Consider the following 19,397-nt stretch of genomic DNA (forward strand, 5'->3'; position numbering starts at 1 on the left):
GAGGGGACCGCATGACCGCCGAACGCACTGGCGCCGAAGAAGTCGACCGGACGCTCGCGTTGCTCTGGCGCGCCCGCGGCGGCACCGCCGAGCCGACCCGGGGCCGCCGTCCGACGCTGACGATCGAGCGGATCGTCGCCGCGGCCATCGCGGTAGCGGACGCCGACGGGCTGGCCGCCGCGTCGATGCACCGCGTCGCCAAGGAGCTCGGCGCCGGCACGATGACGCTCTACACCTACGTGCCCGGCAAGGCCGAGCTGGTCGACCTGATGGTCGACGACGTGCTCGTCGAGCGGCGGCTGCCCGGTCCGGGTGAGCCGCGCCCGGCGGACTGGCGCGAGCAGGTCGCGCTCTACGCCGAGCGGACGCGCGCGGCGTACCGCAGCCACCCGTGGCTGTGCGAGGTTTCGCGCGTCCGGCCGCCGCTCGGGCCCGGTCAGCTGGCCGGGCAGGAGTACCTGTTGTCCATCATGGACGACCTGGGCCTGTCACCGCGGCAGTCCGTGGCGGCGGCCAACGGGATCGGCACGTACGTCGACGCGAACGCGGCGCTCGGCGCGGAGAACACCCGGCTCGAACGCAGCACCGGGCAGTCGACCGAGGCCTGGTGGCACCAGCGGTCGACGTTCTGGGAGAACTACTTCGCGGTCGACGCGCACCCGGCGATGAACCGGATCTGGCTCGGCGGCGGCTTCGACGAGAGCGCGAAAGCCCAGGGCGAAACGGCCTACGAGTTCGGCCTGAACCGCATGCTCGACGGCATCCAGGCGCTGGTCGGCTAGCGCCGGCTCCGCCACCTCGACCGGCGGCGTTCCTGCCGGGGCACCGAGGGCTCCGGGGTGGCGCCGCCACGCAGGACGTCCCGGCAGACGGGGTCGAACCGGCCGGGCGCCTCGATCATCGGCGCCGCCAGCACCACGTGCCCGCACACCGCGCGGAAGCGCCCGTCGTGGCGGCCCGTCGCGAACTCGTCCTCGGTGACGGCATGGGTGTAGCCGTCGGTGTCGCAGCGGATGTGCACCAGGAACGGCTCCACGGGTCTCACCCCGGCGAGCTGGTCGTGGTGGTTTCGGTGGGCGTGCTCGGCGAGTCGGCCGCGGTGGTGGTCGACGTCTCCGGCGGGGTGGTGGTCGTGGTCTCCGGCGGCGGCGTAGTGGAGGAAGCCGGCGGAGTTGTCGTCGGGTCCGTGGTGGGGGTACCCGGCGTCGTGGTGGGGGTGGACGACGACGGCGACGTGCTCGTCGGCGACGTCGACGTGCCGGGCAGCGAGCCCGGCGGCTGGTCGGTCACCGGCGGCGCCGGCGGGGCGGGCACGCCGACCGGACCGCCCGCGGCGGCCGCGTCCGGGGCACCGGGGGCGCCGATCGGCACCTCGCTGTCGGGCAGCTGGGCCACGCCGCCGCGGTAGGCCGAGGCCCACGCCAGCACGGTGTCCACATAGGACTGCGAGTTGTTGTAGCGGCGCACGGCGATGCGCTGGCCCGCGTCCGTCGAGAGGTCGAGCCCGCCCGAGCAGAGGTACCGCCCGGTGGCCAGCGCCTCGTCGTAGATGTTGTTCGGGTTCGAGACGCCGTCGCCGTTGCCGTCGGAGGCGTAGCCCTTCCACGTGGCCGGGATGAACTGCGTCGGGCCGACCGCGCGGTCCCAGACGGCGTCGCCGTCGTACTTGCCGCCGTCGGTGTCCGGGATCGCGGCGAACGCGCCGGCGCCGTTGAGCACCGGGCCGAGGATGGGCTCGAGGGTGTCGCCGGCGCCGTTGACGTACCCGCCGCGCGCGTGGTTCGACTCGATCCGGCCGATGCTCGCTATCAGCGCCCAGTCGAGGTGGCAGTTCGGCTGTTCCTTGGCGAGGATGTCAGCGGCGTTCTTGTACGCCTTGAGCATGCTGGCCGGGATGCCGAGCGGCCCCGAGATGCCCGCGGATCCGGCGTGCCCGCCGGGCACGACCAGCGGCATCGGCACCGGCGGCTGCGGGAGGCTGCCGTCGACGGCGATGGGCGGCATGACGATGTTCGGCTGCTGCAGCGGAGCGGCCTGGTCGGGCAGGACGTCCCCGGCGCCGGCGATGACGACCGGCGTGGGCAGGCCGGTGGTCAGCGTGGGCAGCACGACGAGCGCGCCGCCGGCGAGCGCGGCCGCGGTGCGGCGGACCCCGCGCGTGCCCTTGCGACGTGGCCGGTGCTTCGGCATGGTCGTCCCCGCTTCCCTCGATCTCTCGCTGATCGCCTCACCCGATCGGCCCCACCGCCGGTACTGGCCGGTAGGAGCAAGCTATCCGATGGAACCAAACTTTGGCGAATGGCACAGCGAAATCGAGGTCGCGAAGAGAAGTTCGTCCTGATGGCACAAAACCTTCGTAGGGAATCTGTCACATTCACGAGGACTTAACGGGTCGCTGAGGAGAGTCTGTCCCGCAGGACACCGGGTACGGCGATCCCGCGGTGCCTCACGTCCGCGCCGTCGTCGGGGCCAGTGCCACACCGAGCCCGGCCGCCGCGAGCTGCGCCGCCGTCGCCGCCTGCTTCGTTCGTATCACCCACGTCGCGCACCCCGACCAGGTCGGCCATCGGTACCGCCATGCGGGTGGTCGGTGGCCAGCGCGTCGACGATCTCCTCGCGCCCCACCACCTCGGCTCGGGCCGCCGGTGCCAGGTGCGCAGCACGGGCGCGAGCAGCCCGGCCGTCATGCTCTCCGCAAACGCTATCCGCAGCGTGCCTTCGCAGTCGGAGGCGACCGCGCGACGGTCGCGCACGCTGCGGGCGCCGAAGTCGCCTTGGCCGGGCGGAATCCGGCGCGGATCGACGTTCCCGGTATTCGCGCCATATTCGGGGATCTCGGGGATGAATCGTCGCTGAAAGCGCTTGCTGCCGAAGACGGGGAACTCGGCTACCTGGTCACGCTCGCGGGCGCCCCGGCGAACGGGCCGCTCATGCTGGCCAAGCACTTCGCCGCGAGATTCCGGGAAGGCGGCGCGGTCGTGTTCCTCGCGAAAGCGCTCGCGGCTGCGACCCTGCAGGCGCTGGCGAATCCGTTCACCACGGGCACCGTGCTGCGCGTGGACGGGGCCGGCCGGCTCGGCTGAAACTCTGGGTGAGCGAGCCTTTACAGGAACCTGAACCATTCCTATGATCGGCCGACCGGACGCGGGCACTGCGTCCGGTCGGCCCAGGGTGGAGGGTTTGATGGCACGCAGGGCACCGCGCGGTGAGACGGTCACCGTCGCCGAACTGCTGGTCCGGTCCGCCGCGGCGGAGGACCGCTACCGCATCGCGGGCGCCGGTGCGCGGCACCGGGAGAAACCTCAGGCGCTGCGATCCCTGGCCCGGCTGCGGGTGTTCTCCGTGGTCGCCGGCGCGCTGGCGCTGACCGGCGGGGTCGCCACGGCGGTGTCGATGCCGGTCGAGCGGAGCGCGGGAGCGGCCTGGCCGCCGGTCGGCCTGGAACCCCCGGCGGCCGCGCTGGTGCCGTTCCCCGCGGAAGTCGTGGTGCCGCCCGCGAAGCCGACTCCGGAATCCGTAGACCCATCCGTCGATCCGGGCGGAATCATCCCGGCTGCCGTGGTGTCGGAATCGAAATCCGGACTCACGCCCGCTCATCGCGGAAAGCTCGCGAAGGCGGTCAAGATCGTCGGGAAGGGCGTCGGCAAGACGGTGGAGAAGGTGAAACCGCAGCAGCCGCCGAAGCAGGCGGCTCCGGTGCGGCACGAGATCCCGGACGTCTCGATCTGGTCGCGCGGCCGCCCCGGCGGTGGGCACGACTGGCAGGCGACGTCCGGCGGTCGCCACCCTGCGGACCACCACGGCTGCGGCGGTGGCCGCCACCGCCGGTGAGGCTAGGAGTCGAGCGGGATCTGGTACTGCATGAACCCCTTGTCGAGGGCGACCTGGTCGTAGAGCCGCCGGGCGGTGGTGTTCGAGGTTTGCGTGTGCCAGTAGACGCGGCCGCAACCCTGTTCGCGAGCCCAGTCGGCGACGGCTTCGATCAGCGCCCGGCCGACCCCGCGTCCGCGCGCCTTGGCGTCGGTGAACAGGTCCTGCAGGTAGCAGACGTCGGCGGACGTCGTGCTGACGTGCGTGAAGAAGTGCACGATCCCGACGAGCTCACCGTCGAGCCGAGCACCGAGCGCGTGCATCCGCTCGCCGCTGGCGAACTCCCGCCAGGCACGGTCCATCAGTTCGGGTGCGAGCGTCCTGCCGTAGAACGTGTTGTAGCCGGCGAACAGGTTTTCCCAGGCCGGACGGTCTTCCGCGGTGAGGCCCCCAAGAGTGATCATGCGTCGAGGCTAACGCCCCGGTTGACCGGTTCGGTGAACACGCCGGACACAACTCGCCAGTAAGGTGACGAACCCGAATCAGATTCATAGAATCAGCACCCATCAGGTCGTGATCGGCAAAGCAAGCGGAGGTTCCCGATGGCGCGCACGGCACACCGTGCCAGTGGCAAGCCCGTCACGGTGGGAGAGCTGATGCTCCGCCCGGACGTCCACGGCAGACGCCGCCCCGAGGACCTGGAGGTACTCGAGCTGGCCTACCGGATGCGCCGCCAGGTCGGCCCCGAGCCGACCGCCGCCCGGACGCCGCGGTCACGCGCGCTGGCCGTGGTCACCGGCCTCTGGCGCCGCAAGTCGCGGTAGTCCACCGGCTTCCGGCTCGCCGCTGGGTTTCCGCGGCGCCCCGGTTTCGCGGCAGCGCGCTCGCCCATGACTTCCGCGGCACCTCCCGGGTTCCCGCAGTGCGAGCGGCGGTAGTCCACCGGGTTCCGGGCTCGCCACCCACCGTTTCCGCAGTACACCGGTTCCGATGCGCGAGCGGCGGTGGCCCGCTCACTTTCGGCTCGCCGCCCAAGTTTCGCGGGGCGCCCACCCCTTGTCTAAGGCAGGCGGCGGTAGCCCGCCCGCCTTCGAGCCGATCCCGCCCGATCTTGCAGCGCAACCTCCGCAGGCCACCCTCCCCCGAGGGTGGATGGCGCCGTGGCAACGGGGAGAGCCGATCAAGCTGGAGTCGAAGAGGGAATCGGTGCACCCGTTCGACGAGGCGACGGGTGCGCGGCTGCCCTGATGGTGGGCGTGGCCGGTGGTTGGCTCGGGTGACGTGGGGTCGGCCGGTTTGGGGGAGGTGGGGGTGGGCGCGGTTTCTTGAGCTGCAGGCCCGCCGTCGGGTTGGAGTAGGTGGCTTGCTCGGCTCCGGGCGACTCGAGTTTGGCGGCGTGGGCCTGTGATCTGGCGGTGCGCGCCGGCTGGCAGTCCGCCGCCGATGGCATTCTGTCGGTGACTGGGTGGAGATCGGGATGGCAGTTCGGGTAGTGACTTTGTCGGAGCGATGCCCTCCAGTGAGACCTTCCGGTTCGCGCTGGTTGTGGATTGCTCGGGGCGTGGGTGTAGGCCCGTAGCCGTTGGCTGCAGGCCTTTCCCGTGTTCGGTTGTTACGCCGCGAATGGCAGTGGTTGGTGGAGGTTGTTGCGCCTGGGTTTTCGGCGCCTGTCCAGGAATACTGGTGGCAGAAACTCGGGCAATCCGTCGGCGGCGATGCGGACTTGCCAGCCTGAGCGGTGCAGCAACCGGTGGTGATGAGCGCACATCAACACCAGATTGCTCAGCTCGGTCGGGCCGCCGTCTGCCCAGTGGCGGATGTGGTGGCCTTGGCAGTGGCGGGGTAGGCGATGGCAGCCCGGGAAGGCGCAGCCGCGGTCGCGCAGGTAGAGCGCGCGGCGGATTCCGGTTGTCACCAACCGGCTCTGGCGGCCGAGGTCGAGGGGTTCGCTGTTCTTGCCCAGGACTGCGGGGATGACCATGCAGTCGCAGGCGTGGATCCGGGCCTCGGCGGCGGACATGGTGCCGAGGTCGCCGAGGGTGGCCCGGCCGGCGCCGGCCTTGGGTGTGGCGGTGTCGCCGAGGGTGGCACGGCCGGCCCCGGTCTTGGGCGCAGTGCCGAGGTTGCCGAGGATGGCCTGGCGGGCGCCGGTCTTCGGCGTGGTGGGGGTGTTGCCGAGGGGGCCTGTGCCGATGCCGGACTTCAAATCTGCCAACGAGATCGCGATCATCACGTGCGCTCGCTCGCCAGCCTGCATCGGCAACTCTGGGGAATTCAGGGCGAGGTCGATCGTGTCGGAGAAGGCGTCGCCGTAGCGTTCCTGCGGCGAACGTAGGTCTGGGCCCTCGTCGGTCGTGCGGCGTTGAGCCAGGGAGTCCAGCAGAGCGCTGGCGCGGGTACCGGTCTCGTCGTCGAAGCGGCCGTTCAGCTCCCAGACCCCGGTTCTTTTGCGGCGTAAGGAAAGCTCTCGGCTGGGCGTGGCCGGTTCGGTCGTGTCGGGTTCGGTGCCGTCGGGGTCGAGGTGGGCCACGATTCGCGCACCCAACGCGGCGACCTGTTTGTGCCCGGCGTCTTCGGCGAAGGTCAGGAGGTGCTGTTCGGCCTCGTCGCGGTGCTCAGGCGAAAGTTGAGTCACTACACCAACAATCGTGTCGATCATCGGCGTGCTCAACCGGCCATCAGCAGCGGCAGTGCCGGTGGCGGGAGCAACAGCGGGGATCGGCGTGCCGTCGAGGTTGCAGCCAGGTGCGAGGGCTCGGGCTCGTTTGACCACAGTCTCGGCGGCAGACTTGGGAACATCGGCGAGATGCTCGAAAAGCCGTGCTACAGACCGATATCCGAAGAGTTTCATGACACCACGGGACTCGATTTCCGCGAGCAGTGAACCGATCTCCGCCTCGGCAGACCGCGCAACGGTGAGCAGCGCGGAGATACGATCGGCCAAGGCCACCGCATCCGCTTTCCACACCGTTTCGCTGTCCACACACCAAGATTACCGGCAGTCGAACGCATGGTCATCACACGATCAGGTGGAAGCGGTGGCGCGGCAGGGGCACCATTGCGTGGGGAATCGGCGCTCCCGCACCGGGCAGCAAGCAACAACACGAAGCGCCGATTTCCCACGCCCCGGCGAAGCCGCATCTTGAAGACCCGACAACACGAGGATGGGCAAAACGGCGTGCCACACACACCGAACACCCCCCGATGCAGCATAATGCTCGAAACGGCGGCCAACAGCGCAACCTCATGCGTGAAAGGGCGGCTGAAGGCAAGAGGGAGTACCACCGATGGCCCGGCACGAACGGTTGACCACCCTGCTGGACATGCTGGGGCAGCGGGAAAAGATCGACGTCGAGGACGTCGCGGCGGAGCTGGACGTCTCGGCCGCCACCATCCGCCGGGATCTCGACCACCTCGCCGAACAGCAGCTGCTCACGCGCACGCGCGGGGGCGCCGTTGCCAACGATCTCGCCTATGACCTGCCGCTGCGCTACAAGACCGCCCGGCACGCGCCGGAGAAGCAGCGGATCAGCGCCGCCGCCGCTGCCTTGGCCGCCAAGGGGATGGTGGTCGGCCTCAACGGGGGGACCACCACCGCAGGTGTCGCCCGGGCGCTGGCGATCCGGTCCGACCTGGGCGGACGGGGTGACGCGCCGGGGATCACCGTTGTCACCAACGCGCTCAACATCGCGCACGAGCTCGCCGTGCGGCCGAACGTCAAGATCGTCGTGACCGGCGGTGTCGCGCGGCCGCAGTCGTTCGAGCTGAGCGGGCCCTTGGCCACGCGGGTGCTCAGCGAGCTCACCATCGACCTGCTGTTCCTCGGCGTCGACGCCTTCGATGCCGGCGCCGGTGCCTTCGCCCACCACGAGGGCGAGGCCAGCATCAACCGGCTGATGGTCGAACGCGCCGAGCGGGTGGTCGCCGTCGCGGACGGGTCGAAGCTGGGGCGGCGGGCCTTTGCCCGGATCTGCGAGACGACGCAGGTGCATTCCCTGGTCACGGACGCCGATGCCGACCCGGAGGTGGTGCGCGCCTTCGAAGCCGCCGGGGTCGAGGTTCAGGCGGTCTGACTCAGCGCGCGAACGCCAGGGCCGCCGTCAGGGCGCGGTGGCCGGCCGCGGTCGGGTGGACGTCGCAGCCGCCCGTCGGCAGCTTGATCAGCAGCCCCGCGGCGCACGGGTCGCCGCCCGCGCGCAGGGAGGCCAGGCGGAACGCCGTGAAGCCGTCCGCGATCTTGCCGTGGTAGCGGCGGGTCACCTTCGCCAGCGCCGCGTCGATCGCTCTGACCTGCGACACCTGCGTCGCGTCGCGGTAGTCGAGCGAGTAGTACGACACCAGCACGAGATCACCGCGGTAGTGGGCGCGCACCGCGGAGAGGATCGCCGCGAGATTGCGGCTCACCTGGCCCAGAGCGGCGTCGAAAGAGGCGCCCGTGCACTGGTCCGGCGTCGTGGCCTGGCAGAGGAACATGTCGTTCGCGCCGATGGTCAGCGTCACGAGCCGGGTGTCCCGGTGGGTCCGCAGGTACTGCACGGCGTAGTCGATCTGCGCGCCCGCGTAGCCGACGTGCAGGGGGTAGGCCAACCGGTAGCCGTTCTCGCAGCCGTTGCTCGGCGCGCTGACGACCAGCATGCTGCCCGTCGTCTCGCCGGGACAGGACGCGTTCGCGAGCCGGAGCCCGCGCAGCGATGCGTACTTCTCCGCGTAGCCGCTGAAGTTGGCCGCGTTCAAGTAGGCCGCGCCCGCGTCGGGCCGGTAGCCGAACGCGACGGAATCGCCGAGCGCGAGATACCCGCCGTGGCGAGAAGTCGCCTCCGCCGGCGCTGTGAGCAGGGAACTGGCCGCGACGACCGCCACGGCCATGACGAAGAATCGACGAAGCATCCCGGCTCCCTTCCCCGCACCAGTGCGTGGCCGGAACGATTGTCCTCGTTCCGGCCACGCGACGGAAGCGTCAGAAGCCGATCGCCGCCGGCGGTTTCGGCCCGGCGATCCGGGCCTCGGGCGTGCCCGGCTCGACGGCCGCGCAGTGCGTGCCCCGCGCCGGGAGCTTGCCGCTGATCAGGTAGGCGTCGGTCGCCTTGATCACGCACTGGCTGTTCTTGGAGTACGCGCCGTGGCCCCAGCCGTCGTAGGTGAGCAGCGTGCTGCCGCTCTGGCGGGCCGCGGCCTGCGACCACGCGTACGGCGTCGCGGGGTCGTACTTGCTGCTCAGCATCAGCAGCGGCGGCGCGCCGTGCACCTGCAGCGGGTGCTGGGTGTTGCTCGCCTTGTTCGGCCAGCCGATGCAGCCGGTGACCGCCTGCCAGCCCAGCGAGTTGACCTTGACGTCCGGCGCGAGGGCCGCGGCCGTCCGGCGGTAGGCCTCGAGCTCGGCGTAGTTGTGCACCGGCAGGCGCCAGTCGTCGCAGAAGACGCTCTGGAACACGGTGTTGACCGGGATGTCGTCCTTCAGCTGCGCGGATGCGGCCGGCGGGGTGCCGTCCGCGAAGGACTTGAGGACGGTCGCCAGCCGATCCCAGCTGGGGCCGTAGAAGGAGCCCTGGAAGATCGACGCCAGCGAAAGCGGTGTGACGACCTCGCCGCTCTGCGGGTCCTTCAGCTCCCCGCGCGCGGCCTTGTCCTGCAGGCCGCGCGTCAGCTTCGAGACGTCTTGGCCGTGCAGCGCGCAGCTCGGCGTCCGGCCGCACCACGCCACGAACTCGCCGAACTCCGCCTGCACCGACTGCGTTTCGCTGTTGAGGAACTCGAACGCCGTGTGTTGCGAGTGGTCCATGTTGCTGTCCAGCACGAGCGCGCGGACCTTGTCCGGGAACAGCTCGGCGTACTGCTGGCCCATCAGCGTGCCGTAAGAAACCCCGTAGTACGTCAGCTTCTTCTCGCCGAGCGCGGCGCGGATGGCGTCCATGTCCCGCGCGACGCTCTCGGTGTCCGCGAACTGCCCCAGCGGCCCGGAAAGCCGGTTGCAGCTCTCGCCGAGCTTCCGGTTGTACGCCGCGAGCTGCTCGAACTCGGCCTGGTTGCGCGGGACCTGCGGGTGGTCGGCGATGACCTCGTCGAGCCCGCACTTGATCTGCGTGCTGTCGCCGACGCCGCGCGGGTCGAAGCCCACGGTGTCGAAGCGCTTGGTGATCTCCGGCGAGAGCGTCCAGCCGCCCTTGACCTCGCCGGCGCCCGGCCCGCCGGGGCCGCCCGGGTCCATCAGGACCGACCCGATGCGCGCCTGCGGATCCGTGGCCTTGCGCCGGGCGAGCGCGATGCTCGCCGTGCCCCGATCGGGGTGCGCCCAGTCGATCGGCACGGTCACCGCGCCGCACTCCACGCCCGGCGCGTCCGCGCACGGCTTCCAGTCGATCGCTGTGGCGGCCGACGCCGGCGCCGCGGTGAGCAGACTCCCCAGCACCGCCGTCGCTGCCGCGGCCGTCACCAGCCGCTTGGATACCCCCGACATCGCCAGCCCTTCCCCTTACCGACAGTGGTTGATCGGCTCCAGGAAATCACCAAACCGGTGATCGCGCCAGGTTCCCAGGTGAATCACATCGTGCCGTCCACTGTGGACGAACGCTCGGCCTGCCGGAGCCAGGCGGCCGCCGCCGTGCCGAGAACGCAGATGACTCCCAGCACCCCGAACGCCCAGCCGAACCCGGTCGCCGGGTCGACGGTGAGGCCGCGGGACAGCACGATCACGCACAACGCGCCCCCGACCGCGCCGCCCACGCGCATCACGATGTTGACCAACGCCGTCGCGTGGCCCAGTTCGCCGGCGTCGACCGACGCGTACGCCGCCGTCGACGCGGGCATGATCGACAGCCCGAGTCCCGCGCCGCGGACCACGAGCACCGCCTGGACCAGCCACAGCGGGGCGTCCGGGCCGAGCCAAAGGAGCGGGACGGTGCTCGCCAGCACCACCGCCGAACCGGTGAGCGCGACGGTGCCGCCGCCGTAGCGGTCGGTCAGCCGGCCGGCCACGAGCACGAACACCGTGGTGGCCAGGCCCATCGGCGCGAGCAGGACGCCGGCCTCGGCCGGCCCGGCGCCGAGCCGGACCTGGAACCACAGCGGCAGCAGCAGGACCGCGCCGAACATCCCGGCGCCGGCCATCAGGACGGACGCCAGCGCCGAGCCCATGACGGGCCGCGCGGCCAGCCGCAGGTTCAGCACCGGGTGCCGCACGCGCAGCGAACGCCAGGCGAACACCGCGAGCGCGAGGGCGCCGACGGCCGCGAACAGCGCGTCGCGTTCGGCGAGCGTGTAGACCAGGAGCGGCAGGCCGAGCGAGACCAGCAGCAGCCCCGGCCAGTCCATCGGCGGCGGTTGCCCGCGGTCGCCGCGCGGCACGTACCGCAGGGCCAGGCCGAACGCGACCAGCCCGATCGGGAGGTTGAGCCAGAACAGCACCGGCCACGAGAAGTGCGCGAGCAGGAACCCGCCGACGCTCGGCCCGACGACCGGCGCCAGCCCGACCACCAGCCCCAGCGTGCCCATGGTGCGGCCCAGCCGTTCCGGCCCGACGGCCAGCCCGATCACCGTCTGCCCGGCGGTGACCATGACGCCGGTGGCCATGCCCTGCAGCGTGCGGAAGGCGATGAGCGCGACCGCGTCCGGCGCGAGGGCGCAGGCCACCGACGTCAGCAGGAACGCGGCCAGCGCCCAGAGCCACAGCCGTCCGGCGCCGAGCCGTTTGACCAGCCACGGGGTCAGGGGGAGGGCGGCGGAGAGGCCGAGCAGGAACGCCGTCGCCACCCACTGGATTTCGATGAGGCTGACCCCCAGTTGCAGCCTCATCGACTCCAGCCCGACCGCGACGATCGAGCCGTCCATGTTGCCCAGGAAGCCGCCGAGGGCCATGACGCCGGAGGCGATCCAGACGGCGCGCGGGATGGGAGGAGCAGTCATGGTGGCGACGGTAAAAGCTGAAGCAAGGTTGAAGTCAAGATCCGCGCAGCCCCCGTTTTCCACGCTAGCGGAGGGCGCCGACAGTTCCGCTCAGCCGCGGGTGAACTCGTCCAGGGTTATCCCCAGCAGCTCGCACACCGCCCGCAGCTCCGCCCGCCGGTCGCCCGGTACCGCGTGGATGTGGTTGGCGCCGAACCGCGATAGGAACGTCGACGCCGGTGTGTCCAACCTTGCGAACGCGTGCGGCCACTCCGGGGTCGACTGCGCCTCCAACGCGGAAGTCGTTTCCGGGGAGTAGTTCTCGAACTCGCCCAGCATCAGCTGCAGCCGGTACTGGCCGTCGAGGCGGGTGAGCCGGGCCAGGGTCATCTGTCCTGGCGCCGCGATGTGGTGCACCGACGCTCCGCCCGCCGGGAAGAAGAACACCGAGGGGTGGAGAGTCACGCGCGCGAGGTTCTCGGCCGGGTCGTCGCTGCGGGCGGCGAACCACGTTGCGTGCTGGCCGGAGTTGCAGAGGTCCCAGATGTCGCGGTCCGCGTGGTAGTGGCGGACGTCGGCGAACAGCACCGGCGTCCCCGACAGGTGCTTCATCAGCTGCATCGTAAGCGCGCCGTCCATGTCGGCCTCGGTCGCGCACACGTGCGTCTCCTTGGGCCCGTTCCAGTCGTACGGGTCGTTCAAGAACGCCTCGGCGACGTCCATCGTCGCGAAGTGCCGCGTCAGCTCGGGCTGGCCCTTGATCCCGGTGAAGTCCAGGTTCCACTCGTCGATCAGCGACCGCATCGCGAGGTACGAGCCGGCCTGGCGTTCCAGCAGCTCCGGCGTCAGCTTGACGCCGTCGTAGCGGACGGTCGCGTGCCGCTCCAGCCACTCACGCGCCCCGCGTTTCTCCGCCGGGTCGGCCGCTTCGGTGCGCCGGACGATCTCCCACTGGTCGATCTCCTCGACGTCGACGCCGAACTGGCGCTGCCACTGGTCGGTGTTGGCGACGGCGGTGTTCATCCCCATCGGCCGCCCGCCGATCCGGCCGAACGTGCTGCCGCGCAGCTTCGCCACGGCGGCCGCGGCCCGGGCCCGCACCCCGATCGCGGGGACGACGTCCGGCGGGTCGCCCCAGAGCCGGGTGTGCTTCCGGCCGATCTGGTCGAGCGCGCCACCGGCGGCGAGCATCCCGACCATGCCGGGCTGCACCGGGTCGAGGTTCGCGACCAGCACCAGCGGCCCGCCGAGCGCGCCCGCGGCGAGCATCGTGAAGTGCGGGAACGCCCAGACGCAGTAGTGCAGCACGGTCAGGTCGACCCCGGCCGCCTCGATCTCCCGCGCGAACGAGGTGGCCAACGTGGTGGCCGACACCGGCGCCGAAGCCCTGACGACCTCGTGACCCGCTTCGGTGAGGGCCGCGACCAGCCGGTCTTCGGTGCCGCGAACGAAGTCCGCGATTCCACTGTGGACGTAGTCGCGGCCGTCGGAAAGACTGACGACGCCGATGCGAGCCATCAGCGGTTGCCCTTCGCGTACACCTCGGCGGCGTTCGCCTGGGTGACGAGCTCCGTCGCCAGCATCTGCGTCTTCGCCGGCTTGGCGCAGTCGACGAGGATGCTCTTCGCCGACGCCACCGCCTCGCGGCCGCCCGTCGGGTAGACGAACGTCGCGGCGAGGCGCCCGGCTTCGACCGCCTTGATCCCGCCGGACGGGATGGGTAGGCCGTCGATGCCGAGGAACTTGATCTTCTGGTCCAGTCCGGCCGCTTTCGCGGCGAGGTAGGCGCCTTCGGCCATCGGGTCGTTCTGCGAATAGACGGCCTGGATCTCCGGGTGCGCCTTGAACACGGCGTCCGCCTGCTGCTGGCCCTTCTCGCGCAGCCAGTCACCGTCCACTGTGGTCACGATGTCGATGCCGCGGCCTTCGATGCCCTTCGCGAAGCCGTCCTGGCGCTCCTTGGCCGGCGTGGACCCGGCGAGCCCGCGGATCTCGGCGATCTTGCCGCCCTGCGGCAGGACCTTGTCGGCCAGGTACTGCCCGGCCTGCCGGCCGATGTCGACGTTGTCGGCGCCGATCCACTGCGTGTACGCGTCGCCGTCGACCTTGCGGTCCAGCACCAGCACCGGGATGCCCTTGTCGTAGGCCTTCTTGACGACCGCGGTCAGCGGAGTGGCCTCGTTGGGGCTGATGATCAGCAGGTCGATCCGCTGGGTCAGGAAGTTCTCGACGTCCGCGACCTGCTTGGCGTTGTCCTGCTGGGCGTCGGCGAAGCTGACGGTGAACTGCGGGTACTGCTTCGCCGCGCGGGCGATGTCGTCGTCCATCTGCTTGCGGTAGGGCTCGGCGACGTTGGCCTGGCTCACCCCGATCGTGTACTTCCCCGCGGCGCCCTTGCAGGCCGCCGCGGACGTCGAGGCGCCCTGACCGGAGTTCTCGTGCGTGGTGCCGCAAGCGGCCAGGAGCAGGACCAAAGCGGGTAACGCGAAGTGCTTGCCGGACATCTCTTTCTTCCCCTCTACGGTGTCGGACGCAGTCGCTGCAGGCCCGCGGCGACCACGATGACCAGGCCCTTGATCAGGAGTTGCACGTTGGGGTCGACGCTGTTCAGCGCCAGGATGTTGTTGAGCACGCCCAGCAGCAGCGCGCCGGCGACCGTGCCGGACACCGAGCCGCGGCCGCCGGAGAGCGCGGTGCCGCCGATCACGACCGCGGCGATGGCGTCGAGCTCGTAGCCGCTGCCGTCGTTGGGGCTGCCCTGGTTCAGCTGGCCCGCGTGGATGATCCCGGCGAGCGCCGCGAGCAGCCCGCTCAGCCCGTAGACCAGCACCTTGACCCGGGTGACGGCGACGCCGGAGAGACGCGCGGCCTTCTCGTTGCCGCCGATCGCGTAGACGTGCCGGGCGAACGCGCTGGTGCGCAGGAACACGATGGCCGCGACGGCGACCACCGCGAAGATCACCGCGGGGATGGGCACCAGCCCGTTGAACGTCCGTTCGCCGAGCAGGGAGAACGCGACGGGCGCCTCGCCGGGCCCGTCGCCGTACGCGATCGCGACGCCCTGGCCGCCCGACCAGATCCGGGCGAGCCCGCGCGCGACCTGCAGCCCGGCCAGCGTGACGATGAACGCCTGGATGCCGAACACCGCCGACGCGACGCCCTGCAGCAGGCCGAAGACCAGCCCGGCGGCGAGCACGACGAGCACGGCCGGGAGCACGCCGAAGCCGTCGTTCACCAGCAGCACGGCCGAGCCGACGGCGGCGAGCCCGAGCACCGCGCCGACCGACAGGTCGATCCCGCCGACCAGGATCACGAACGTCATCCCGATGGCGATGATGCCGATCTCGGCGATCGCGCGGACGACGTTGAAGAGGTTCTCGCTGCTGAGGAACACGAGGTCGCCGTCGTGGCTCGGCGAGAACACGACCGCCGCCGCGAGGACCAGGACGAGACCGAAGAGGCTCTGGAAGCGGAACAGCGTGTCCACGACGGCGGCGCGCCGGGTCGGGATGAACTCCGCCGTGGTCATCGCGTTTCTCCCATCGCTGCGGCCAGCAGCTCGGCCTCGCCCGCGTCGTGCGTGTCGAGTTCTTGGCTGCTGCGACCGTCGTGGAGGACGACGACGCGGTCGCACAGCCCGACCAGCTCGGCGGGTTCGGAGGAGGCGAGCAGGACGCCGATGCCGCGGGCGGCCGCGGCGGCCAGCAGCTGGTAGATCTCCGCCTTCGCGCCGACGTCGACGCCGCGGGTCGGCTCGTCGAGCAGGAGCAGCTTCGGCTCGGTGAGCAGCGCCCGGCCGAGCACGACCTTCTGCTGGTTGCCGCCAGAGAGGGTGCCGACGGGGTCGGCGAGCGCGCCTTTCACCTTCAAGTCGGTGAGGACCTTCGTCGTGACGTCGTTCTCGCGCCGGCGGGCCAGGAATCCCGCCGTCGCCAGCCTGTCCACAATGGACAACGCGGTGTTCGCGCGGACGGAGTGGGGCAGGGCCAAGCCGGCGATCCGGCGGTCCTCGGGCACGAGGGCGAGGCCGAGTTTGACGGCTTGGCGCGGGCTCCTCGGGCGGATTTCGCGGCCGTCGAAGGACAGGCGCCCGTGCCAGCGGCCGGGCGTCCCGGCGCCGAAGAGCGTCTCCAGGAGTTCGGTGCGGCCCGAGCCGAGCAGGCCGCCCAGGCCGACGATCTCGCCGGCGCGGACGGTGAGCGAGATCCCGGCGGGCTCCCGGCGGCCGGGCCGGTGCCGCCGCGGACGCAGCGCGAAGTCGTCGAGCCGCAGCAGCTCGCCGCCGGTTTCGCCGTGCTTGACGCGGAACAGCGACTGGACCGGGCGGCCGATCATCGCCTCGGTGACCTGCTCGACGGTGAGGTCGCGGGCGGCGAACCCGGCGGCGACGCGGCCGTTGCGCAGGACGGTGGCGCGGTCGGCGATCCGGCCGATCTCCTCGAGCCGGTGGGAGATGTAGACGATCCCGGCGCCCGCCTCGCGGAGCTCGGTGATCACCTTGACCATGCGCTCGACCTCGGCACCGGTGAGCGCGGACGTCGGCTCGTCCATGACCAGCACACGCGCGTCGAGGGCGAGGGCCTTGGCGATGGCGACGAGCTGCTGCTCGCCGGTGCGCAGCTCGCCGACGGCGCGCTTCGGGTCGAGCGCGATCCCGGTGCGGGCCAGCAGTTCCCGGGTCTCGCGGTGCATCCGCTGCCGCGCGACGGTGCCGGCCTTCGTGCGCAGCTCGCGGCCGAGGAAGATGTTGGCGGCGACGGAAAGCCCGGGGACGAGGTCGAGCTCCTGCGGGATCATCGCGATGCCGCGTCTTCGCGCGTCGGCGGGGTCGGTGAACTTCACGGGCTCGCCGTCGATCTCGATGGTGCCGCGGTACCCGGTGACGTCGCCGGAGAGGATCCGCACCAGCGTCGACTTCCCGGCGCCGTTTTCCCCGAGCAGCGCGTGGACTTCACCGCGGCGCACGGTGAAGTCGATGTGGTCGCAGGCGAGCGTGCCGCCGTAGGCCTTGCTGACGCCGGTCATCGCGACCAGCGGGGTACCCGGCTCTTCCATGACACCCCTCGCGTCGGCGGAAGATGGGAGTAATCGATTACTCGACGCTAGGGGCGGCGCGGGGGTGTGTCAAGCGTCACTACGGGTGGAGCTTCCCCGGATGATCAGCTGCGCGGCCATCGTGGTCGTGGTCGTCGCGCGGGAACCGGCGTCGGCGATGTGGTCGAGGAGGAGGCGGGCGGCCAGCTGGCCCATCGCGTGGGCGGGCTGGGCGACCACCGTCAGCGCCGGCGAAATCAGCGTCGCCCACGGTGCGTCGTCGAACGAGACGATCCCGACGTCGCGGCCGGAGCGCAGGCCCAGCTCCGCCATCACCTGCAGCACGCCGACCGACATCGTGCTGCTGGAAACCAGGAGCGCGTCCGGGGGGTCGGGTTTCGTCAGCAGCTGCGTCGCGGCTTCGCGGCCGCCGGTTTCGCGGAAATCGCAGCGGCGCACCAGTTTCGCCACATACTTCCGGCCCGCGTCGCGGAGTCCGTCGCGGTATCCGTCGAGCCGGTCGTCCGCCGTGGTGACGCCGGGCGGGCCGGCGATGCAGCCGATCCGCTGGTACCCCTGCGAGACCAGGTGCCGCACGGCCTCCCGGGCCGCGGCGCGGGAGTCGAGGAGCACGGCGTCGCAGTCCGCCGAGCCGAGGCGCCGGTCGACCGTCACGATCGGCGTCCGGTGGGTGGTCAGCGGCCGGACGTCGCTGTCGCCGGTGGTCGGCGACATGATCACGCCGGCGAGCCGCTCCTGCGCCGCGACCTCGACGTACCGGCGTTCCTTGGCGGTGTTCTCGTCGGAGTTGCACAGCATCACCGAGTACCCGGCCGCCTGCGCCGTGTCTTCGACCCCGCGCGCGATGGCGGTGAAGAACGGGTTCTCGACGTCGGAGATGATCAGTGCCAGCACCGCGGTCTCGCGGCGGCGCAGGCTGCGCGCGAGGCCGTTCGGCGTGTAGCCGAGCTCTTCCACGGCCCTGGCCACGCGCTCGGCCAGCACCGGGTCCACAGTGGACTTGCCGTTGAGCGCCCTCGACACGGTCGCGGTCGAGACCCCGGCCAGCGCCGCCACGTCGGAGATCGTCGCCACCGCGTCCTCGTTCGCTCTCTCGTTCGTTGACACTGCTTCCGGCACACCATAGCGTGGTGGTAATCGATTTCCCGCAGTTTGGTCCGTGGAGGGGCGGATGACGGGACTGCTGCTCGGCGTGGACATCGGCACGGCCAGTTCGAAAGGCGTGCTGGTGGACCCCGGTGGCGCGGTGCTCGCCCGGTCGGTCCGCGAGCACACCGTCTCGACGCCGCGTCCGGGCCGGTTCGAGCACGACGCCGAAACGGTCTGGTGGGCGGACTTCACCGGGATCGTCGCCGATCTGCTGCGTGCGGCCGAGGGGCGGCCGCTGGCCGGGCTCGGGATCAGCGGTATCGGGCCGTGTCTCCTCCCCGCCGACGCTGAGGGCACGCCGTTGCGACCGGCGATCCTCTACGGCGTCGACACCCGGGCGGGCGCGGAGATCGCGTCGCTGAACGACGAGCTCGGCGCGGTCGAAATCCTGGCGCGTGGGGGTTCGCCGCTGACGAGCCAGGCGGTCGGGCCGAAGGTGCGCTGGCTGGCCCGGCACGAGCCGGACGTCTACGCGCGCACGAAGAAACTGCTGATGGCCAGCTCGTTCCTGGTGCACCGGCTGACCGGCCGGTACGTCCTGGACCACCACTCGGCGAGCCAGTGCACCCCGATGTACGACCTCGTGGCCGGCGAATGGGCCGAGGACTGGGCCGAGCGCGTCGCGCCGGGGTTGCCGCTGCCGGAGCTGCTGTGGCCGACGGAGGTCGCGGGCGAGGTCACCGCGGCCGCGGCGGCGATGACCGGCCTGCCGGTGGGCTTGCCGGTGACGGCGGGCACGGTCGACGCCTGGGCCGAGGCGACGAGTGTCGGCGTCCGCGAACCGGGCGACGTCATGGTGATGTACGGAACGACGATGTTCCTGGTCCAGGTGCTGACGGAACCCCGGCCGCAGCCTGGTCTGTGGGGTACGCGCGGGGTCGTCCCGGGCAGTTTCACGCTGGCGGCGGGCATGGCGACGTCCGGCGCGGTGACCGACTGGCTGCGGAAGCTGGTCGGGGCCTCGTTCGGGGATCTCGTGGCGGAGGCGGCCTCGGTGCCGGCGGGGAGCCGGGGGCTGCTGCTGTTGCCGTACTTCGCGGGGGAGCGGACGCCGTTGTTCGACCCGGACGCACGGGGTGTGCTGGCCGGGCTGACGACGTCGCACGGGCGGGCCGAGATCTACCGCGCGGCGCTGGAAGGGATTGCTTACGGCGTGCGGCACAACCTGGAGGCGATGGCTGCCGCGGGTGGTGCGGCGGGGCGGCTGGTCGCGGTCGGAGGTGGGACGAAGGGTGGGTTGTGGACGCGGATCGTCTCGGACGTGACCGGGCTGCCGCAGCAGATCCCGGCGGAGACGATCGGGGCGTGTCTGGGTGACGCGCTGCTGGCGGCGGAGGCGGTCGGGGTGGACGCCTCCCGCGGGAACCCGATCGCCGCGACGGTGACGCCGGACCCGGCGAATCGCGGCCGGTACGACGAGTTCTACGGGCACTACCGGGCGCTGTACGAGGCGACGGCGGGGACGGCGCACTTCCTGGCGGACCAGCAGCGCGCAACGTCCTGAC

General features: G+C 71.3%; 18 protein-coding genes. 6 read left to right on the plus strand and 12 right to left on the minus strand.

The window, feature by feature from the left end; genetic code table 11:
• The first annotated feature begins 11 nt into the window (after nucleotides 1-11).
• Nucleotides 12-782, plus strand: a complete 771-nt coding sequence (locus AB0C38_RS20385) for a TetR/AcrR family transcriptional regulator (RefSeq protein ID WP_360675360.1) — start codon at nucleotides 12-14, stop codon at nucleotides 780-782.
• On the opposite strand, the gene AB0C38_RS20390 is transcribed toward AB0C38_RS20385, so the two are convergent.
• Together AB0C38_RS20390 and AB0C38_RS20395 are read right to left on the minus strand one after the other, a co-directional pair.
• On the minus strand, nucleotides 779-1,036 hold the full coding sequence (locus AB0C38_RS20390) for a hypothetical protein (protein WP_360675363.1): 258 nt from the start codon (nucleotides 1,034-1,036) through the stop codon (nucleotides 779-781). The genes AB0C38_RS20385 and AB0C38_RS20390 overlap by 4 nt on opposite strands.
• A 5-nt stretch (nucleotides 1,037-1,041) precedes the next feature.
• The gene (locus AB0C38_RS20395; protein ID WP_360675366.1) at nucleotides 1,042-2,190 is read right to left on the minus strand and encodes a hypothetical protein; all 1,149 of its coding nucleotides are present in this window, start codon (nucleotides 2,188-2,190) and stop codon (nucleotides 1,042-1,044) included.
• 455 nt (nucleotides 2,191-2,645) lie between these two features.
• On the opposite strand from AB0C38_RS20395, the gene AB0C38_RS20400 reads away from it, so the two are divergent.
• Nucleotides 2,646-3,083 (plus strand): hypothetical protein, encoded by a 438-nt coding sequence (locus AB0C38_RS20400; protein WP_360675369.1) that lies wholly within the window; start codon nucleotides 2,646-2,648, stop codon nucleotides 3,081-3,083.
• 100 nt (nucleotides 3,084-3,183) lie between these two features.
• Nucleotides 3,184-3,831 (plus strand): hypothetical protein, encoded by a 648-nt coding sequence (locus AB0C38_RS20405; RefSeq protein WP_360675372.1) that lies wholly within the window; start codon nucleotides 3,184-3,186, stop codon nucleotides 3,829-3,831.
• A 2-nt stretch (nucleotides 3,832-3,833) separates the two neighbouring features.
• Here AB0C38_RS20405 and AB0C38_RS20410 read toward each other — a convergent pair whose 3' ends face one another.
• Complete coding sequence (locus AB0C38_RS20410; RefSeq protein WP_360675375.1) at nucleotides 3,834-4,274, minus strand: GNAT family N-acetyltransferase; 441 nt, start codon at nucleotides 4,272-4,274, stop codon at nucleotides 3,834-3,836.
• 138 nt (nucleotides 4,275-4,412) lie between these two features.
• On the opposite strand from AB0C38_RS20410, the gene AB0C38_RS20415 reads away from it, so the two are divergent.
• Nucleotides 4,413-4,634, plus strand: a complete 222-nt coding sequence (locus AB0C38_RS20415) for a hypothetical protein (protein WP_360675378.1) — start codon at nucleotides 4,413-4,415, stop codon at nucleotides 4,632-4,634.
• 788 nt (nucleotides 4,635-5,422) lie between these two features.
• Here the strand turns inward: AB0C38_RS20415 and AB0C38_RS20420 are convergent.
• The gene (locus AB0C38_RS20420; protein WP_360675381.1) at nucleotides 5,423-6,793 is read right to left on the minus strand and encodes a DUF222 domain-containing protein; all 1,371 of its coding nucleotides are present in this window, start codon (nucleotides 6,791-6,793) and stop codon (nucleotides 5,423-5,425) included.
• A 304-nt stretch (nucleotides 6,794-7,097) separates the two neighbouring features.
• Between AB0C38_RS20420 and AB0C38_RS20425 the strand changes: the two genes are divergently transcribed.
• Nucleotides 7,098-7,883, plus strand: a complete 786-nt coding sequence (locus AB0C38_RS20425; protein ID WP_360675383.1) for a DeoR/GlpR family DNA-binding transcription regulator — start codon at nucleotides 7,098-7,100, stop codon at nucleotides 7,881-7,883.
• A gap of 1 nt (nucleotide 7,884) precedes the next feature.
• Here the strand turns inward: AB0C38_RS20425 and AB0C38_RS20430 are convergent, their stop codons facing one another.
• The 8 genes from AB0C38_RS20430 to AB0C38_RS20465 all read right to left on the minus strand — a co-directional run bounded on the left by AB0C38_RS20430 (nucleotide 7,885) and on the right by AB0C38_RS20465 (nucleotide 17,817).
• The gene (locus AB0C38_RS20430; protein ID WP_360675386.1) at nucleotides 7,885-8,697 is read right to left on the minus strand and encodes a GDSL-type esterase/lipase family protein; all 813 of its coding nucleotides are present in this window, start codon (nucleotides 8,695-8,697) and stop codon (nucleotides 7,885-7,887) included.
• Nucleotides 8,698-8,767: 70 nt separating this feature from the next.
• Entirely contained in the window at nucleotides 8,768-10,264 is a 1,497-nt protein-coding gene (locus AB0C38_RS20435) for an alpha/beta hydrolase (RefSeq protein ID WP_360675389.1), read from the minus strand.
• Between the two features lie 83 nt (nucleotides 10,265-10,347).
• Nucleotides 10,348-11,709: an MDR family MFS transporter gene (locus AB0C38_RS20440; RefSeq protein WP_360675392.1), complete on the minus strand. Its 1,362-nt coding sequence runs from the start codon at nucleotides 11,707-11,709 to the stop codon at nucleotides 10,348-10,350.
• A gap of 90 nt (nucleotides 11,710-11,799) precedes the next feature.
• Nucleotides 11,800-13,206 carry an L-fucose/L-arabinose isomerase family protein gene (locus tag AB0C38_RS20445; RefSeq protein ID WP_360675395.1) on the minus strand — a complete coding sequence of 469 codons (1,407 nt, stop codon included), beginning with the start codon at nucleotides 13,204-13,206 and terminating at the stop codon, nucleotides 11,800-11,802.
• A complete protein-coding gene (locus AB0C38_RS20450) occupies nucleotides 13,206-14,192 on the minus strand; it encodes a substrate-binding domain-containing protein (RefSeq protein WP_360675398.1) in 987 nt (328 codons plus the stop codon). The genes AB0C38_RS20445 and AB0C38_RS20450 overlap by 1 nt, the downstream gene beginning before the upstream one ends.
• Nucleotides 14,193-14,206: 14 nt before the next feature.
• Complete coding sequence (locus AB0C38_RS20455) at nucleotides 14,207-15,217, minus strand: ABC transporter permease (protein WP_360675401.1); 1,011 nt, start codon at nucleotides 15,215-15,217, stop codon at nucleotides 14,207-14,209.
• Nucleotides 15,214-16,743, minus strand: coding sequence for a sugar ABC transporter ATP-binding protein (locus AB0C38_RS20460; RefSeq protein ID WP_360675403.1), 1,530 nt, complete (start codon nucleotides 16,741-16,743; stop codon nucleotides 15,214-15,216). The genes AB0C38_RS20455 and AB0C38_RS20460 overlap by 4 nt, the downstream gene beginning before the upstream one ends.
• A 69-nt stretch (nucleotides 16,744-16,812) precedes the next feature.
• Nucleotides 16,813-17,817, minus strand: coding sequence for a LacI family DNA-binding transcriptional regulator (locus tag AB0C38_RS20465; RefSeq protein ID WP_360675406.1), 1,005 nt, complete (start codon nucleotides 17,815-17,817; stop codon nucleotides 16,813-16,815).
• A 97-nt stretch (nucleotides 17,818-17,914) separates the two neighbouring features.
• Here AB0C38_RS20465 and AB0C38_RS20470 point away from each other — a divergent pair, with 97 nt between their 5' ends.
• Nucleotides 17,915-19,396 carry an FGGY-family carbohydrate kinase gene (locus tag AB0C38_RS20470; protein ID WP_360675409.1) on the plus strand — a complete coding sequence of 494 codons (1,482 nt, stop codon included), beginning with the start codon at nucleotides 17,915-17,917 and terminating at the stop codon, nucleotides 19,394-19,396.
• The last annotated feature ends 1 nt before the right edge of the window (nucleotide 19,397 follow it).

The organism is Amycolatopsis sp. NPDC048633 (assembly GCF_040650695.1).
GTDB lineage: Bacteria > Actinomycetota > Actinomycetes > Mycobacteriales > Pseudonocardiaceae > Amycolatopsis.

Excerpts from the sequence above, each read along its gene's own strand:
- AB0C38_RS20455 (WP_360675401.1), bottom strand. The coding sequence starts at position 15,217 with ATGACCACGGCGGAGTTCATCCCGACCCGGCGCGCCGCCGTCGTGGAC.
- AB0C38_RS20395 (WP_360675366.1), bottom strand. The coding sequence starts at position 2,190 with ATGCCGAAGCACCGGCCACGTCGCAAGGGCACGCGCGGGGTCCGCCGC.
- AB0C38_RS20450 (WP_360675398.1), bottom strand. The coding sequence starts at position 14,192 with ATGTCCGGCAAGCACTTCGCGTTACCCGCTTTGGTCCTGCTCCTGGCC.
- AB0C38_RS20435 (WP_360675389.1), bottom strand. The coding sequence starts at position 10,264 with ATGTCGGGGGTATCCAAGCGGCTGGTGACGGCCGCGGCAGCGACGGCG.
- AB0C38_RS20440 (WP_360675392.1), bottom strand. The coding sequence starts at position 11,709 with ATGACTGCTCCTCCCATCCCGCGCGCCGTCTGGATCGCCTCCGGCGTC.
- AB0C38_RS20405 (WP_360675372.1), top strand. The coding sequence starts at position 3,184 with ATGGCACGCAGGGCACCGCGCGGTGAGACGGTCACCGTCGCCGAACTG.
- AB0C38_RS20385 (WP_360675360.1), top strand. The coding sequence starts at position 12 with ATGACCGCCGAACGCACTGGCGCCGAAGAAGTCGACCGGACGCTCGCG.
- AB0C38_RS20470 (WP_360675409.1), top strand. The coding sequence starts at position 17,915 with ATGACGGGACTGCTGCTCGGCGTGGACATCGGCACGGCCAGTTCGAAA.
- AB0C38_RS20415 (WP_360675378.1), top strand. The coding sequence starts at position 4,413 with ATGGCGCGCACGGCACACCGTGCCAGTGGCAAGCCCGTCACGGTGGGA.
- AB0C38_RS20425 (WP_360675383.1), top strand. The coding sequence starts at position 7,098 with ATGGCCCGGCACGAACGGTTGACCACCCTGCTGGACATGCTGGGGCAG.
- AB0C38_RS20460 (WP_360675403.1), bottom strand. The coding sequence starts at position 16,743 with ATGGAAGAGCCGGGTACCCCGCTGGTCGCGATGACCGGCGTCAGCAAG.
- AB0C38_RS20410 (WP_360675375.1), bottom strand. The coding sequence starts at position 4,274 with ATGATCACTCTTGGGGGCCTCACCGCGGAAGACCGTCCGGCCTGGGAA.
- AB0C38_RS20430 (WP_360675386.1), bottom strand. The coding sequence starts at position 8,697 with ATGCTTCGTCGATTCTTCGTCATGGCCGTGGCGGTCGTCGCGGCCAGT.
- AB0C38_RS20445 (WP_360675395.1), bottom strand. The coding sequence starts at position 13,206 with ATGGCTCGCATCGGCGTCGTCAGTCTTTCCGACGGCCGCGACTACGTC.